Annotated in this window: 17 protein-coding genes; 3 read left to right on the forward strand and 14 right to left on the reverse strand. The window is 71.4% G+C overall.

The window, feature by feature from the left end:
• Positions 1 to 28 precede the first annotated feature (28 nt).
• Positions 29 to 904, forward strand: coding sequence for a 1,4-dihydroxy-2-naphthoate polyprenyltransferase (locus AC07EG_RS13655; RefSeq protein ID WP_478253391.1), 876 nt, complete (start codon positions 29 to 31; stop codon positions 902 to 904).
• On the opposite strand, the gene cds1 is transcribed toward AC07EG_RS13655, so the two are convergent.
• Genes cds1 through AC07EG_RS13670 form a run of 3 tightly spaced genes read right to left on the reverse strand, consistent with a single transcriptional unit; the run spans position 901 to position 2,749 of the window.
• On the reverse strand, positions 901 to 1,980 hold the full coding sequence (cds1, locus tag AC07EG_RS13660) for an L-cysteine desulfhydrase Cds1 (RefSeq protein ID WP_478253392.1): 1,080 nt from the start codon (positions 1,978 to 1,980) through the stop codon (positions 901 to 903). The two genes, AC07EG_RS13655 and cds1, sit on opposite strands and share 4 nt — an antisense overlap.
• The gene (locus tag AC07EG_RS13665; protein WP_478253522.1) at positions 1,977 to 2,249 is read right to left on the reverse strand and encodes a DUF4229 domain-containing protein; all 273 of its coding nucleotides are present in this window, start codon (positions 2,247 to 2,249) and stop codon (positions 1,977 to 1,979) included. Before AC07EG_RS13665 ends, cds1 begins: the two co-directional genes overlap by 4 nt.
• A 26-nt stretch (positions 2,250 to 2,275) precedes the next feature.
• Positions 2,276 to 2,749: an Lrp/AsnC family transcriptional regulator gene (locus AC07EG_RS13670; RefSeq protein ID WP_478253393.1), complete on the reverse strand. Its 474-nt coding sequence runs from the start codon at positions 2,747 to 2,749 to the stop codon at positions 2,276 to 2,278.
• 176 nt (positions 2,750 to 2,925) lie between these two features.
• Between AC07EG_RS13670 and AC07EG_RS13675 the strand changes: the two genes are divergently transcribed.
• Together AC07EG_RS13675 and AC07EG_RS13680 are read left to right on the forward strand one after the other, a co-directional pair.
• Positions 2,926 to 3,135 carry a BldC family transcriptional regulator gene (locus AC07EG_RS13675; protein WP_209663863.1) on the forward strand — a complete coding sequence of 70 codons (210 nt, stop codon included), beginning with the start codon at positions 2,926 to 2,928 and terminating at the stop codon, positions 3,133 to 3,135.
• A 147-nt stretch (positions 3,136 to 3,282) separates the two neighbouring features.
• Positions 3,283 to 3,471: a hypothetical protein gene (locus AC07EG_RS13680; protein WP_478253394.1), complete on the forward strand. Its 189-nt coding sequence runs from the start codon at positions 3,283 to 3,285 to the stop codon at positions 3,469 to 3,471.
• Positions 3,472 to 3,503: 32 nt separating this feature from the next.
• On the opposite strand, the gene AC07EG_RS13685 is transcribed toward AC07EG_RS13680, so the two are convergent.
• From AC07EG_RS13685 to hemB, 11 genes are read right to left on the reverse strand one after another with little or no spacing between them, the layout of a single operon-like run.
• Complete coding sequence (locus tag AC07EG_RS13685) at positions 3,504 to 4,832, reverse strand: MinD/ParA family ATP-binding protein (RefSeq protein ID WP_478253395.1); 1,329 nt, start codon at positions 4,830 to 4,832, stop codon at positions 3,504 to 3,506.
• Between the two features lie 52 nt (positions 4,833 to 4,884).
• Entirely contained in the window at positions 4,885 to 5,868 is a 984-nt protein-coding gene (ccsB, locus tag AC07EG_RS13690; protein ID WP_478253396.1) for a c-type cytochrome biogenesis protein CcsB, read from the reverse strand.
• A 2-nt stretch (positions 5,869 to 5,870) separates the two neighbouring features.
• Positions 5,871 to 7,526, reverse strand: coding sequence for a cytochrome c biogenesis protein ResB (gene resB, locus AC07EG_RS13695; RefSeq protein WP_478253397.1), 1,656 nt, complete (start codon positions 7,524 to 7,526; stop codon positions 5,871 to 5,873).
• Entirely contained in the window at positions 7,523 to 8,296 is a 774-nt protein-coding gene (locus tag AC07EG_RS13700) for a cytochrome c biogenesis CcdA family protein (RefSeq protein WP_478253398.1), read from the reverse strand. The genes resB and AC07EG_RS13700 overlap by 4 nt, the downstream gene beginning before the upstream one ends.
• Positions 8,297 to 8,343: 47 nt before the next feature.
• Entirely contained in the window at positions 8,344 to 8,910 is a 567-nt protein-coding gene (locus AC07EG_RS13705) for a TlpA family protein disulfide reductase (RefSeq protein ID WP_478253399.1), read from the reverse strand.
• A complete protein-coding gene (locus AC07EG_RS13710; protein ID WP_478253400.1) occupies positions 8,907 to 9,533 on the reverse strand; it encodes a histidine phosphatase family protein in 627 nt (208 codons plus the stop codon). The genes AC07EG_RS13705 and AC07EG_RS13710 overlap by 4 nt, the downstream gene beginning before the upstream one ends.
• Entirely contained in the window at positions 9,530 to 10,831 is a 1,302-nt protein-coding gene (hemL, locus tag AC07EG_RS13715) for a glutamate-1-semialdehyde 2,1-aminomutase (protein ID WP_478253401.1), read from the reverse strand. Before hemL ends, AC07EG_RS13710 begins: the two co-directional genes overlap by 4 nt.
• Positions 10,832 to 10,862: 31 nt before the next feature.
• The gene (locus tag AC07EG_RS13720) at positions 10,863 to 11,207 is read right to left on the reverse strand and encodes a hypothetical protein (protein ID WP_478253402.1); all 345 of its coding nucleotides are present in this window, start codon (positions 11,205 to 11,207) and stop codon (positions 10,863 to 10,865) included.
• Positions 11,200 to 11,658: a hypothetical protein gene (locus AC07EG_RS13725; protein ID WP_478253403.1), complete on the reverse strand. Its 459-nt coding sequence runs from the start codon at positions 11,656 to 11,658 to the stop codon at positions 11,200 to 11,202. Before AC07EG_RS13725 ends, AC07EG_RS13720 begins: the two co-directional genes overlap by 8 nt.
• Positions 11,655 to 12,095 (reverse strand): hypothetical protein, encoded by a 441-nt coding sequence (locus AC07EG_RS13730; RefSeq protein WP_478253404.1) that lies wholly within the window; start codon positions 12,093 to 12,095, stop codon positions 11,655 to 11,657. Before AC07EG_RS13730 ends, AC07EG_RS13725 begins: the two co-directional genes overlap by 4 nt.
• 10 nt (positions 12,096 to 12,105) lie before the next feature.
• Positions 12,106 to 13,077 (reverse strand): porphobilinogen synthase, encoded by a 972-nt coding sequence (gene hemB, locus AC07EG_RS13735; protein ID WP_478253405.1) that lies wholly within the window; start codon positions 13,075 to 13,077, stop codon positions 12,106 to 12,108.
• Between the last annotated feature and the right edge of the window lie 133 nt (positions 13,078 to 13,210).

Raw genomic sequence — 13,210 nt, forward strand, 5'->3', positions numbered from 1 at the left:
CTTCGCGTCGGCGGCGAGAATGATCGGCATGGCGACGCTGACCGAATGGATCGAGGGGGCGCGGCCGCGGACGCTGCCGAACGCGGTGGCACCGGTGGTCGCCGGGATCGGCGCGGCGACGGCGCTCGGGGCGTTCTCCTGGTGGCGGTCGCTGCTCGCGCTCGGCGTGGCGCTGGCGCTGATCGTCGGGGTCAACTACGCCAACGACTACTCCGACGGCATCCGCGGCACCGACGCCGACCGGGTCGGGCCGCTGCGGCTGGTCGGCTCGGGCACGGCGAAGCCGAAGGCGGTGCTGGCCGCGGCGCTGGCCTCGCTCGGCCTCGCCGGGGTGCTCGGGCTGGTGCTCATCGCCGCCAGCGGGTACTGGTGGCTGCTGGCGATGGGCGCGTTGTGCCTGCTCGGCGCCTGGTTCTACACCGGCGGGCGGCGGCCGTACGGCTACCACGGGTTCGGCGAGGTCGCCGTCTTCGTGTTCTTCGGCCTGGCCGCCGTGCTCGGCACGGTCTACATCCAGGCGGGCCGGATCAGCTGGGAGGCACTCGCCTGCGCGGTCGCCATCGGCTGCTTCTCCACCGCCGTGCTCACCGCGAACAACCTGCGCGACATCCCGACCGACGTCACCTCCGGCAAGCGCACGCTGGCCGTCCGCCTCGGTGACGAGGGCACGCGGCGGTTCTACCTGGTGCTGGTCGCCGTGCCGTTCGTGCTCAGCTTCGCCCTCGGCGGCTTCACCGATCCGCGGCTGGTGATCGGCGTGCTGGCCGGCGCCCTGCTGATCCGCCCGGTGCGCGCCATCCGCTCCGGCGCCACCGGCCCCGGCCTGATCCCGGCGCTCAAGGACACCGGGCTGGCCATGCTCGCCTGGGCCGTGCTCACCTGCCTGGCGCTGGTCCTGATCTAGCTCGGCGGCAGAAACTTTCCGCTGACCAGGAACTCTTCCATCGCGGCTCGGTGCGGGGCCAGGTCGAAGCCCTGGCCGGCCACCCAGTCGTCGTTGTAGTAGGTGTGCGAGTAGCGGTCACCGCCGTCGCACAGCAGGGTCACCACGCTGCCCGCCTGCCCCTCCGACACCATGCGCGAGATCAGCTTGAACGCCCCGTACAGGCTGGTCCCGGTCGACCCACCGGCCCAGTACCCGGTGTGCTCGCGCAGCAGCCGGATCGCCGCGATCGACGCCGCGTCCGGGACCTGGAACATCTCGTCGATCACGCTCGGCACGAACGACGGTTCGCACCGCGGCCGCCCGATGCCCTCGATCCGGGACGGCATCCCGGTCCCGTAGTCCAGCGCGCCGGTCTCCCAGGCACCGTAGAACGACGAGTTCTCCGGATCGACCACGGCGATCTTGGTGGTGTGCCGCCGGTAGCGCACGTACCGGCCGAAGGTGGCGCTGGTGCCGCCGGTGCCCGCGCCGACCACGATCCAGGACGGCACCGGGTGCCGCTCGGCCCGCAGCTGCGCGAACACCGACTCGGCGATGTTGTTGTTGCCCCGCCAGTCGGTGGCGCGCTCGGCGTAGGTGAACTGGTCGAGGTAGTGCCCGCCGCACTCGGCCGCCAGCCGCTCGGCCTCGGTGTACATCTCGGCCGGGACGTCGACGAAGTGGCAGCGGCCGCCGTAGAACTCGATCAGCGCCACCTTCTCCGGGCTGGTCTTGCGCGGCACCACGGTGACGAACTCCAGGCCGAGCATCCTGGCGAAGTACGCCTCGGACACCGCGGTCGAGCCGCTGGACGCCTCGATCAACACGGTGTCCGGGCCGATGTGGCCGTTGACCAGGCCGTAGAGCAGCAGTGAGCGGGCCAGCCGGTGCTTGAGCGAGCCGGTCGGGTGCACCGACTCGTCCTTGAGGTAGAGGTCGACGCCCCATTCCGGGGGCAGCGGGAAGACCTTGAGGTGGGTGTCGGCGCTGCGGTTGGCGTCGGCCTCGAGGATGCGCACGGCCTCCCGGGCCCACGCGCGGTTCTGCGGGCTCATTCCGCCCCGCCCGCATCGCCGCGCAGCTGGGCGCGCAGCTTGGCGCGCTCGCGGGCGCGGTGCTCGTTGCGCTTGGCCAGCTGGGCGGTGACGCGGGTGTTGAGCCCGCGGAAGGCGAGCAGGCCCAGTGGCAGGCCGACCACCAGCCCGACCGCGAGGGCGACCAGCAGCGGCACGTTGACCACCAGCAGGAGCGCGGCGACCGCGGCCACCAGCCCGAAGCGGGCGAGGAGGTACAACGTCAGGTCTCGACCCAGGTGGCCGGGCATCGCAGCGTCACTCACGTCTATGCAGGTTACGCGCCATCTTCGGCGGGCTCTTCCAGCCCTTCGTTGTTGGGCCTGCCCTCGAAGCGGGTCGAGAGCACCACGGTGGTGCGGGTGCGGGCCACGCCGTCGATGCGGCGGAGCCTGCCGAGGGTGCGCTCCAGTTCGTCGACCGTGGACACCCGGACCTTGACCACGAACGCCTCGTCACCGGCCACGGCGTAGCAGCTCTCCACCTCGCTGAGGCTGCCGAGCGCCTCGGCGACGTCGTCGTCGGCGGCGGTGTCGGTCGGCTGGATGCCGACCAGCGCGGTCACGCCGAGGCCGACGGTGCTCGGGTCGACCACCGCGTGGTAGCCGGTGATCACCCCGGCGGCCTCCAGCTTGCCGACGCGCTCGTGCACCGAGGACGCCGACAGGCCGACGTTGCGCCCCAGCTCGGCGTAGGTCGCCCGCCCGTTGAGCCGCAGCGCGGCGATGATCCTGCGATCGAGTGCGTCCATAGCGGGTCACCCTAGCCACCGGGTCGTCGTGTCCGAACCGAGCGTTTCGTCCCTTACTACCTCTTTACTCTTCGACAACCGTTCGAGTACCTGCCGGGGTAAGTGCGACGATTGCGCCGTTGAGAGACGGCTAGGCACCTACCGGTATAGCCGCGAGGTCGTGAAGGAGGCGGAAAGTGACCGCGACCGTCGGAGGCCGACTGCTCACCCCGGGTGAGGTCGCCGCATTGTTCCGAGTCGATCCGAAGACCGTGACCCGCTGGGCCACCGCCGGGCGGATCGGCTCCATCCGCACCCCGGGCGGGCACCGCCGCTTCCGGGAAGCCGAAGTCAACGAGCTGCTGGCCGAGCTGACCACCGACGCCAGCGAGCCGACCCGCCGCTGACGGGGGAAGCCGGGCGAACCAACGGGGATGTCTCACGACATCCCCGTTCGCTTTTCACGGAGCGGGGGCCGTCGCACCCGCAAACCCGGCAAAAGGGTTAACCTCGGGGGAAGCACATCCGCGCATCACTGCCTGAAGGGATCGAGCATGCTCTACCTGCTCGCGGCGATCGGGGCCCTGACGGTCGCCGTCGTCCTGTGGCGAACGCTCGGCGCCCCGCGCCCCGGAGTCCCCTCGTCACAGCCCCGCGTCGCCCCCGATGACGACCCGGATTTCCTCCGCGGCCTCTCCGAGCAGCACCGCAAGCGCAGTCGCGACGACGACGAGAAGAAGTAAAGCCGCGCTTTGCCCCCGGCCCGGTCGGGAGGTCAGCGTTCGATGGCGAAGCCGTCCGCGACGGTGGCGGCCAGCTCCAGCAGGGCCAGCCGCGTGTCGGCCTGGAGGCGGTCCAGCTCGATTTCCGCGCCTTCTTCGAGGTGCGTGTCGAACGGGATGCGGCACACCCCCCGCACCCGGGCGGCGAAGTGCGCCGCCAGCTTGTCCAGGTCGACCGAGCCGCCCTTCGGGCGCACCGAGTTGATCACCGCGACCGAGCGCTTCACCAGGTCGCCGTAACCGTGCGCATCCAGCCAGTCCAGGGTGGCCGAGGCGCTGCGCGCGCCGTCCACCGAGCCGGACGAGACCACCACCAGTGCGTCGGCGACGTCGAGCACGCCCTTCATCGCCGAGTGCATCAAGCCGGTCCCGCAGTCGGTGAGCACGATGTTGTAGAAGTGCTCCAGCAGGTTGACCGTGCGGCGGTAGTCGTCCTCGGAGAACGCCTCGGACACCGCCGGGTCCTGCTCGCTGGCCAGGATCTCCAGCCGGCTCGAACCCTGTGAGGTGTACGACCGGACGTCGCTGTAGCGCGTGATCTTGTCCGCGTCCCGCAGCAGGTGGCGCACGGTGGCGGTGGTCTCGATCGGGATCTTCTGCGACAGCGTGCCGCGGTCCGGGTTGGCGTCCACCGCGACCACCCGGTCACCGCGCAGCGACGCGAAGGTGGCGCCGAGCGTGGTGGTGGTCGTGGTTTTGCCCACGCCGCCCTTCAGGCTCAGCATGGCGATCTTGTAGCAACCCCGCAGCGGCTGGTTGACCTGCGCGATCAGCTCGCGGCGCCGCCGGTCCGCCGGGCTCTCCCCCGGGTTGATCAGCTTGCCCGAACCCACGTACAGCGCCTTGCGCCAGCCGGACTGCGGCCGCCGCCTGCTCGGCTTCACCAGGTGCGCGGTGGTCAGGTCGTCCCCCGGCAGCGGCCTGCCGTGCTGCGGTTGCGGCAGCATGCCCGGCGGCAGCTGGGGCGCGGGCGGCCCGGTCGGGGACTGCGGCTGCGGCAGCGGGGGCAACGGCGGGTGCTGCCCGTACTGCTGCGGCTGCGGGTGCAGCGGCGGCAGCTGCTGGTCGTACGGGTCGGCGTAGGGCCGCTGGTAGGGCGGCACCGGCTGCGCCTGCGGCACCTCGTACGGCCCGGAGGTCGCCGGGTGCGGTGCCGAGTCGGTGCGCTCCTCGGAGAAGTGCGCCTGGTCCTCCGCCGGGGGCGGCTGGGGCGCAGCCGGGGGTGGCTGGGGTGCGGCGGGCGGCGGCTGGGGCGCGGGCTGCCACTGCGTGGGCTCGTCCCCCGGTTCCGGCTGCCGCGTCGCCTCGTCAGGTCCGGTCACCGTCGCGGTCCCTCCACTCCCTCACGTCGTACCCGCACGACGGTAGCCGATGTCAGCCGACCCCGGCGTAGGAGTGCAGTCCCGTGGTCACCAGGTTGATGAAGAACAGGTTGAACACCGTGGCGGCGAAGCCCAGCACGTTGATCCACGCCGCGCGGTTGCCGCGCCAGCCGGCCGTGGCCCGCGAGTGCAGGTAGGCCGCGTAGATGACCCAGGCGATGAAGGCCACGGTCTCCTTGGGGTCCCAGCCCCAGAACCGGCCCCACGCCGCCTCGGCCCACACCGCCCCGCACAGCACACCGAAGGTGAACACCGGGAAGGCGAACACGGTGGTCCGGTAGGCGACCCGGTCCAGCACCTCCAGCGCGGGCAGCTTGGGACCGAAGCGGGCGAACTTCGCCGGGTTCTTCTCGTGCCTGCCGCGGATCAGGTAGAAGATGCTGGCCACCCCGGGGACCAGGAACACCCCCGAAGCCACGATGGCCGCGGACACGTGGATGACGAGCCAGTACGACTGGAGCGCGGGCTGCACCGGCGCCGCCACGGCGTAGAGCATGGTGCCGCCGACGAACATCAGGATGACCACCGGCAGCAGCACGAACGCCGAGAGGTGGCGGATGTCGGACTTGCGCAGCACCACCAGCCAGGTGGCCACGGCGACCAGGCAGACCGCCATGATGTATTCGTACATGTTGCCCCACGGCACGCGCTGCGTGGCGACCCCGCGCAGCACCAGCGCGGCCAGGTGCAGCAGCACGCCGAGCACGGTCAGCGCGACGCCCATCCGGCCGATCCGCTCGGCCCGCTCGCGGCGGCCAGCGGCCTCGTCGCCGGCGGGCGGCACGGTGGTGGCCAGCACGGCGGTGCCCCCGCCGCCGACCAGCGCCGCGGCCCGCTCCCTGGTGCGCTGGGCGGCCTGCCTGCCCTTGCGCCCGAAGGACTGTTCGACCAGGAAGAACATCATCGCCAGCACGTACACGGCGACGGCTGTGGTGTAGGACAGGTCGCTGTACTGCGACAAAGTCTCGTTGACCATCCTTAGTCCTTCTTCTCCGGCTTTTCCCGGGGGTCCGGGGGTCGTCCCCCGTGCTCAGCACTGTGGAGCGAGACCGCGATCCGGTTGAACTCCTCGCCGTAGCCGGCCTGGTCCGTCCTGGCCAGGCCACCCACTTCTACTACAGTACGTCGTAGCTCGGCGCCCTCGGCGGGCGGGGTGATCCGCACCCAGAACCGGCGCCGCTTCACCAGCAGCGAGCCGACCAGCCCGACCAGCATGGCGATCGCGCAGACCAGCACCCACACCTGCGTCGGGTCGTACGAGACCTGGAGCGAGGCGTAGTTCTCCACCCCGTCGAAGCGGATCTTCGTGCCGTCGTCCAGGGTCAGTTCCTGGCCCAGCATCAGGTTCTCCCGAGCCACCTTCACCAGCCGCCCGCTGTCCACCATGGACTGGTTGACCTCGAAGATGGACTGGCCGCGGCCGGAGTCGATGCCGAGGTCACCGCGCAGCACGTCCACCGCGACCCCGGGTTCGGTGAGCACCGGGCTCGACGAGGTGAGCACGTTGCCGTGCACGAAGGCGGTCGGCGCGAACAGGCCGGTGATCGCCAGCTGCTTCTTCCGGCGTTCGTCGGTGTCGGGGATGCCGGGCGGGTCGAACTTGGTGGCGCCCTCGGAGAGCATGGTGGCCGGGTCCACCAGGCGCCACTGGATGGCCTGGGTGCGGGTGGTGCCGTCGGGATAGGTGACGGTGAACTTCGGCGCGTAGCCGTAACCCAGCACGTAGACGCGGTCCTCGCCCATGCGCAGCGGCTCGTTCATCCGCACCTGGTACGGCTGCCACGCGCCGGTCTGCAGGTCCTCGCCCGCCTGGTACTCGACGTCGGCCTGGTAGTGGATCGGCTGCAGCTGCTCGGTGTACTCCGCGGTGAACTTGTTCACCTTGACGCAGAACGGGTTCAGCTCGGTGCCGTCCACCTGGAGGCCGGGGTCGAAGGCGTCGTAGGCGTAGATGCCGGAGTTGCAGAACTGCGAGCCGTTGGCGATCACCGTGACCTGGCCCTCGTAGCCGAACATCTTGCCGATGGCGAAGAACACGATCAGCCCGAGCATGGCGAAGTGGAACAGCAGGTTGCCGGTCTCCCGCAGGTAACCGCGTTCCGCGCTGATCGTGCGGACGCCGCCCGCCTCCTCGCGCTCGGCCCTGCGCCAGCCACGCAGTCGCGTTCGGACGGCCGCGGCGATCTCGTCCGGGGTCGCGTCGGTCTCGAAGTGGTGGTGGTGCGGCATGCGGCCGAGGCGGCGCGGGGTGAGCACCGGCTTGGCCCGCATCGCGCGGACGTAGTCGACGCTGCGCGGGGCCAGGCAGCCGACCAGCGAAACCATCAGCAGCAGGTAGATCGCGGAGAACCAGACGCTGGAGTAGACCTCGAAGAACTGCGTCGCGTCGAGCAGCTCGCCCCACCAGCCGTGGTTGGCGATGTACTCCTCGGTCTTCGGCGCGTTCAGCGCGCGCTGCGGCAGCAGGGCACCGGGCAGCGCGGCGAGCGCCAGCAGGAACAGCAGGATCAACGCGGTGCGCATGGAGGTCAGGCCGCGCCAGGTGTTGCGGACGAAGGCCAGCACCCGCCGGCCCGGGGTCTCGCGGTACGGGCCCTTCGGCGGCGCGTCCGAGGAATCCGCAGTGAGCGTCACAGCGGCAGCTCCACTTCGTTGACGAACGCCACCCGCAGCCAGCCGACCAGCTCGCCCCACAGCCCGGTGACCAGCAGCACCCCGACCACGAGCAGCAGCGCGCCACCGAAGACCTGCACGCGGCGGCCGTTGCGGCGCAGCCAGCCGGTGGCGCGCACGGCCCAGCGGGCGCCCAGCGCGATCAGCAGGAACGGCAGGCCGAGGCCGAGGCAGTAGAGCAGGATCAGCAGGAAGCCGCGGGCCGCGGTGTCACCGGTGGAGCTGGCCAGCACCAGCACCCCGGTCAGCGTGGGCCCGATGCACGGCGTCCAGCCGAGGCCGAAGACCGCGCCGAGCAGCGGCGCGCCCCACAGCCCGCCGCGCGGCACCCGGTGCGAGCGGATGTCCTTCTGCAGCGCGGGGATCAGGCCGAGGAAGACCAGCGCCATGGCGATGGTGAGCACGCCGCCGATGCGCTGCAGCAGCTCCTGGTTGAGCAGCAGGGCGTCGGAGATCCAGACGAGGCTGCCGAGGCCGAGCGTGAACACCACGGTGAAGCCGAGGATGAACAACCCGGCCGCGCCGACCACGGCGTAGCGGCCCCTCTTCGGCGCCTCGTCCGGGCTGACCGCGGGTGCGTCCGCGCCGACCAGGGCGGACAGGTAGGCGAGGTAGCCGGGCACCAGCGGCACCACGCACGGCGAGGCGAACGAGACCGCCCCGGCCAGCAGGGCCACCCCGGCGGCGAGCAGCAGCGGACCGGAGGTCGCTAGCTCGGTCACTGGGTCCACCCGTTCAGGGTAGAGAGTGAAAAACCCGTGAACCTACCGGCCTGGCACTACTCCGCCGCGAGGCGCTGCACCACCGGGGTCAGATCGCTCGCCAGCAGGCCGCGCAGGAACACCATGGCCACCCGGTGCTGCTTGTCCAGCACGATCGTCGACGGCACGGCGTTGCGCGGATATCCCTTCAGCGCCAGCAGCGACCGGCCGGGCGGGTCGTAGATGGACGGATAGGTGATCCCGTGGTTGCGGATGAAGTCCTGCGGGGCGTTCCGGTTGTCCTCGCGGACGTCCAGCCCGAGCACCTGCACCCCGGGCACCTCGCGCTGCACCTGCTCCAGCTCCGGCGCCTCGGTCCGGCACGGCGGGCACCACGAACCCCACAGGTTCAGCACCACCACCTTGCCGGGGAAGTCGGCCACCGCGAGCTGCTTGCCCTCGGCCATCAGGTCCTCACCGGACACCGGCGGCAGCGGCTTGCGCTGGTCGCCTTCGTAGGTGATGTCGACCTGGCCGCCCGGGGAGACGAACTCGAAGTTGGTGCCGCGGGTGACCGCGTCCGAGCCGGTGGAGCAGCCCGCCAGCAGCACCAGCCCGGCGAGCGCGGCGGTGAGCTTCCTCATGCCCCGGTCACCTTCGGATCGGTGTACCCGGCGGGCTCGCTGTAGACGATCCGCTCCAGCCGGGGGCCCTCGAAGACCAGGCTGGTCAGCGAGGCCAGCGAGCACTGCCGCTGCCGCGGGTCGTGCCAGAGCGGGCGGCGCTCCAGGAACCGCCGCAGCGTCCAGATCGGCAGCTGGTGCGAGACGCACAACGCCTCGAAGCCCTCGGCCTCGGTGCGGGCGCGGTGGATCGCGCCGAGCATCCGGTGCGCGATCTCGATGTACGGCTCACCCCACGACGGCCTGAACGGGTTGTGCAGCTTCGGCCAGTGCTTCGGCTCACGCAGCGCACCGTCACCGACGGCGACCCGCTGCCCCTCGAACAGGTTGCCCGCCTCGATCAGCCGCTCGTCGGTGGTCACGTCGAGCCGGTGGGCGTCGGCGATCGGCGCGGCGGTCTCCTGCGCGCGTTGCAGCGGGGACGCCACCACGTGCACCAGCTGGTGGTTCGCCAGCGCTTCGGCCACGGTGAGCGCCTGCCGCTGCCCGCGCTCGGACAGCCGGAACCCCGGCAGGCGGCCGTAGAGGATGCCGCCGGGGTTGTGCACCTCGCCGTGGCGGAGCACGTGCACGATCGTCGTCATGAGACCTGCTTCGCGGCCGCGGCGGCCTCCGCCGCCGGGGTGAGCGCGGCTTCGATCAGCTCGAACGCGGCGTCGTCCATGGCGGCGTTGACGAACCACGCCTCGAAGGCGCTCGGCGGCGCGTAGACGCCGCGGTCGAGCAGGGCGTGGAAGAACGGCGGGAAGCGCCAGGTCTCGGCGGTGGTCGCGTCGTGGTAGTTCCGCACCGGCTGCTCGGTGAAGAACACGCTGACCAGGTTGCCCGCGTACGCCACGTGGTGCGCCACCCCGGCGGCCGTGAGCGCCTGGGTGAACAGGGCGCCGAGGCGCTGGGAGTTGGCGTCGAGCGCGCGGTAGACCGCGTCGTCGGCGTGGCGCAGGGTGGCCAGGCCCGAGGCCACCGCCACCGGGTTCCCGGACAGCGTGCCCGCCTGGTAGACCGGGCCGGTCGGCGCGAGCCGGGCCATCACCTCGGCGCGGCCGCCGAACGCCGCCGCGGGCAGGCCGCCGGACATCACCTTGCCGAAGGTGTAGAGGTCACCGGGCACGCCCTCGATGCCGAACCAGCCGGCGGCGTTGACCCGGAACCCGGTCATCACCTCGTCCATGATCAGCAGCGCGCCGTGCTCGTGCGCGGTGTCCCGCAGCGCGGCGTTGAAGCCCTGGTCCGGGGCGACCGCCCCCATGTTGCCGGCGGCGGCCTCGGTGATGACCGCGGCGATTTCGCCGGGGTTGTCCGCGAACGCGGCACGCACCGCGTCGATGTCGTTGTACGGCAGGACGATCGTGTCGGCGGCCTGCGCGCCGGTGACGCCGGGCGAGGTGGGCAGCCCGAGCGTGGCCACGCCGGAGCCCGCCTGCGCGAGCAGCGCGTCGACGTGCCCGTGGTAGCAGCCGGCGAACTTGATGATCTTGGTGCGCTCGGTGAAGCCGCGGGCCAGCCGGATGGCGCTCATCGTCGCCTCGGTGCCGGAGTTCACCAGCCGCACCTGCTGCACCGGCTCGACCCGGCCGATGATCTCCTCGGCCAGCTCGACCTCGCCGATGGTGGGCGTGCCGAAGGACAGCCCGCTGCTCGCGGCCTCGCGGGCGGCTTCGACCACCGCGGGGTGGGCGTGCCCGAGGATCATCGGCCCCCACGAGGACACCAGGTCGACGTATCTGGTGCCGTCGGCGTCCCAGAGGTAGGCGCCCTCGCCGCGAACCATGAACCTCGGCGTTCCGCCGACCGCGCTGAACGCGCGCACCGGCGAGTTGACCCCGCCGGGGGTGGCGGCCGACGCGCGCGCGAACCATTCCTTGGACTGTTCGACTGTCACACCGGCCAGTCTGACAGAGCAGATCGGGTGGTCAGCCCGGGGCGGGCTGTGACTCCGCCGTCACCTCGGCCCCGGTCTTCGGCTTGCCCCCGCGCGGCCGGGTGCGCAGCGCGAGCGCCGTCTGGCGCACCGCGTCGACCACCAGCAGGGCGGCCACCAGGCCGAGTGCGACGGCCGCGAGGACCCAGTTGCCCGCGTAGTGCACGGAGGTCAGCTCCGCGCCGTCCGACGCCCGCAGGCGCACGTTGCTGATCGACGCGGCCCAGGCGAGCGTCGCCGCCCAGAGCGCGAGCCCGGCGAGCACCACTTCGGCCACGGCCACGATCGCGCGCCGCGGCTGGTGCAGCCGCCCGGGTGCCGGCTCGGTTTCACTCACCGTCTGACTCTCTCACGATGCCGGTGACCCTGCGCAACGCCTCACGCAACGCGGCCGCGTCGCGCGCCCAGGCGATCACCACGGTGTTGTCGTCGAGCCGGAGGGGCAGGTCCTCGAACTTGCGGGGCACCGCCGGGCCGCCGCCGAGCACCTTCGCGCCGACCGGCGTGCCGACGTCGTCGAGTTCCCTGATCCTGCCCACGTCCAGGCTTTCGCGGCCCTGCCACAGCGCTTCGGTGGTCACCTTGACGCTGAGGAACCGGCGGCGGGCGTACACCCAGAGCATCGTCACGCCGAGCAGCGCGAGCCCGACCAGCACCCATTCGACGGTGTGCACCGGACCGCCCGCCAGCAGTTCGAGCAGGAACCCGGCCAGCGCGAACCCGGGCCCCCACAGCAGCGGCGCACCACCGGCCCCCGGTTCGTCCAGCACCACCCGTGCCCCGGTCACGACTTCGGCAGCTTCGGGAAGTGGTCGCGGACGCTGGGCAGGTACAGGCAGACCGTGGCGGCGACGGTCAACGCGCACGCCAGCAGCTTCACCTCGTTGCTGAAGAACAACGCCTGGAAGACCACGGTGGCCACGGCGAGCACGGTCAGCACGGTGCGGGCCGAGCGCGTGCCGTCCTTGGCCTTCCACGCGAACAGCAGGAACAACACGGCGAACACGAGCGCGCCGACCAGGAAGGTCCACAGCATGCTGTGCACCCCGCCGGCGATCTGCTCCGGCTTGATCGGCTGCCCGTTGAGCTGGGCGGTGGCCTGCTCGACGTAGCGCTGTTCCAGCAACAGCGAGACCACGCCGCCGAGCACCATCGCCACGGCGGCGGCGATCCAGAGGTACCAGGCCGTCTTCACCGGCTGCGGCAACGCCTTGGGTGGGGTCACCGCGCAGACTCTAGTCCAGCCAGTGCGCCGCTTCGGCCGCCCAATAGCTCAGGATCACGTCCGCCCCGGCGCGGCGGATCGAGGTCAGCACCTCCAGCACGGTGGCCCGGCGGTCCAGCCAGCCGTTCGCCACGGCGGCCTCGACCATCGCGTACTCACCGGAGATGTTGTACGCGGCGACCGGCACCGGGGAGACCTCGGCGGCGGCGCGCACCACGTCCAGGTAGGCCAGCGCGGGCTTGACCATCACCATGTCGGCGCCCTCGGCCACGTCCAGCTCGATCTCGCGCAAGGCTTCACGCGCGTTGCCCGGGTCCTGCTGGTAGGTCTTGCGGTCGCCCTTGAGCTGCGAATTGACGGCCTCGCGGAACGGGCCGAAGAAAGCGCTCGAGTACTTGGCGGAATAGGCGAGGATGCCGGTGTCGGTGAACCCGGCGTCGTCCAGCGCCCGGCGGATCACGCCGACCTGGCCGTCCATCATGCCGCTCGGCCCGAGCAGGTGCGCCCCGGCCCGGGCCTGCGCCAGCGCCATCTCGGCGTAGCGCTCCAGGGTGGCGTCGTTGTCGACCGCGCCGTTCGCGTCGAGCACACCGCAGTGGCCGTGGTCGGTGAACTCGTCGAGGCAGGTGTCGGCCATCAGCACGGTCTCGTCGCCGAGTTCGGCCCTGAGGTCGCGCAGGGCGACGTTGAGGATGCCGTTCTCGTCGGTGGCCCCGGACCCGATGGCGTCGTGGTGCTGGGGGATGCCGAACAGCATCAGCCCGCCGACCCCGGCGCGCACGGCCTCCACCGCCGCCTTGCGCAGGGAATCGCGGGTGTGCTGGACCACGCCCGGCATGCTCGCGATCGGGCGGGGCGCGTCGGCCCCCTCGGCCACGAACATCGGCAGGACCAACTGCCGCGGCCGGAGCGTGGTCTCGCTGACGAGGCGCCGCATCGCGGGAGACACACGCAACCGGCGGGGACGATGCTCGGGAAACACCCCTTCGACGGTACTCCTCGTTGTTCTCCGCGCATTTCCGCCCCGGCCGGAAACGCATTCTGACGAATTGTCAGAAAATGCTCCGGCGCTTTATCTGACATTACGTCACCAAATACCCCGGAATGCACAACGG

It is taken from the genome of Amycolatopsis sp. NPDC045836 (genome assembly GCF_056431745.1).

Bases quoted from the DNA above. Each gene is read 5' to 3' on its own strand.
- AC07EG_RS13705 (WP_478253399.1), bottom strand. From the start codon at position 8,910: ATGAGGAAGCTCACCGCCGCGCTCGCCGGGCTGGTGCTGCTGGCGGGC.
- ccsB (WP_478253396.1), bottom strand. From the start codon at position 5,868: ATGGTCAACGAGACTTTGTCGCAGTACAGCGACCTGTCCTACACCACA.
- AC07EG_RS13670 (WP_478253393.1), bottom strand. From the start codon at position 2,749: ATGGACGCACTCGATCGCAGGATCATCGCCGCGCTGCGGCTCAACGGG.
- AC07EG_RS13655 (WP_478253391.1), top strand. From the start codon at position 29: ATGGCGACGCTGACCGAATGGATCGAGGGGGCGCGGCCGCGGACGCTG.
- AC07EG_RS13710 (WP_478253400.1), bottom strand. From the start codon at position 9,533: ATGACGACGATCGTGCACGTGCTCCGCCACGGCGAGGTGCACAACCCC.
- AC07EG_RS13665 (WP_478253522.1), bottom strand. From the start codon at position 2,249: ATGCCCGGCCACCTGGGTCGAGACCTGACGTTGTACCTCCTCGCCCGC.
- cds1 (WP_478253392.1), bottom strand. From the start codon at position 1,980: ATGAGCCCGCAGAACCGCGCGTGGGCCCGGGAGGCCGTGCGCATCCTC.
- AC07EG_RS13680 (WP_478253394.1), top strand. From the start codon at position 3,283: ATGCTCTACCTGCTCGCGGCGATCGGGGCCCTGACGGTCGCCGTCGTC.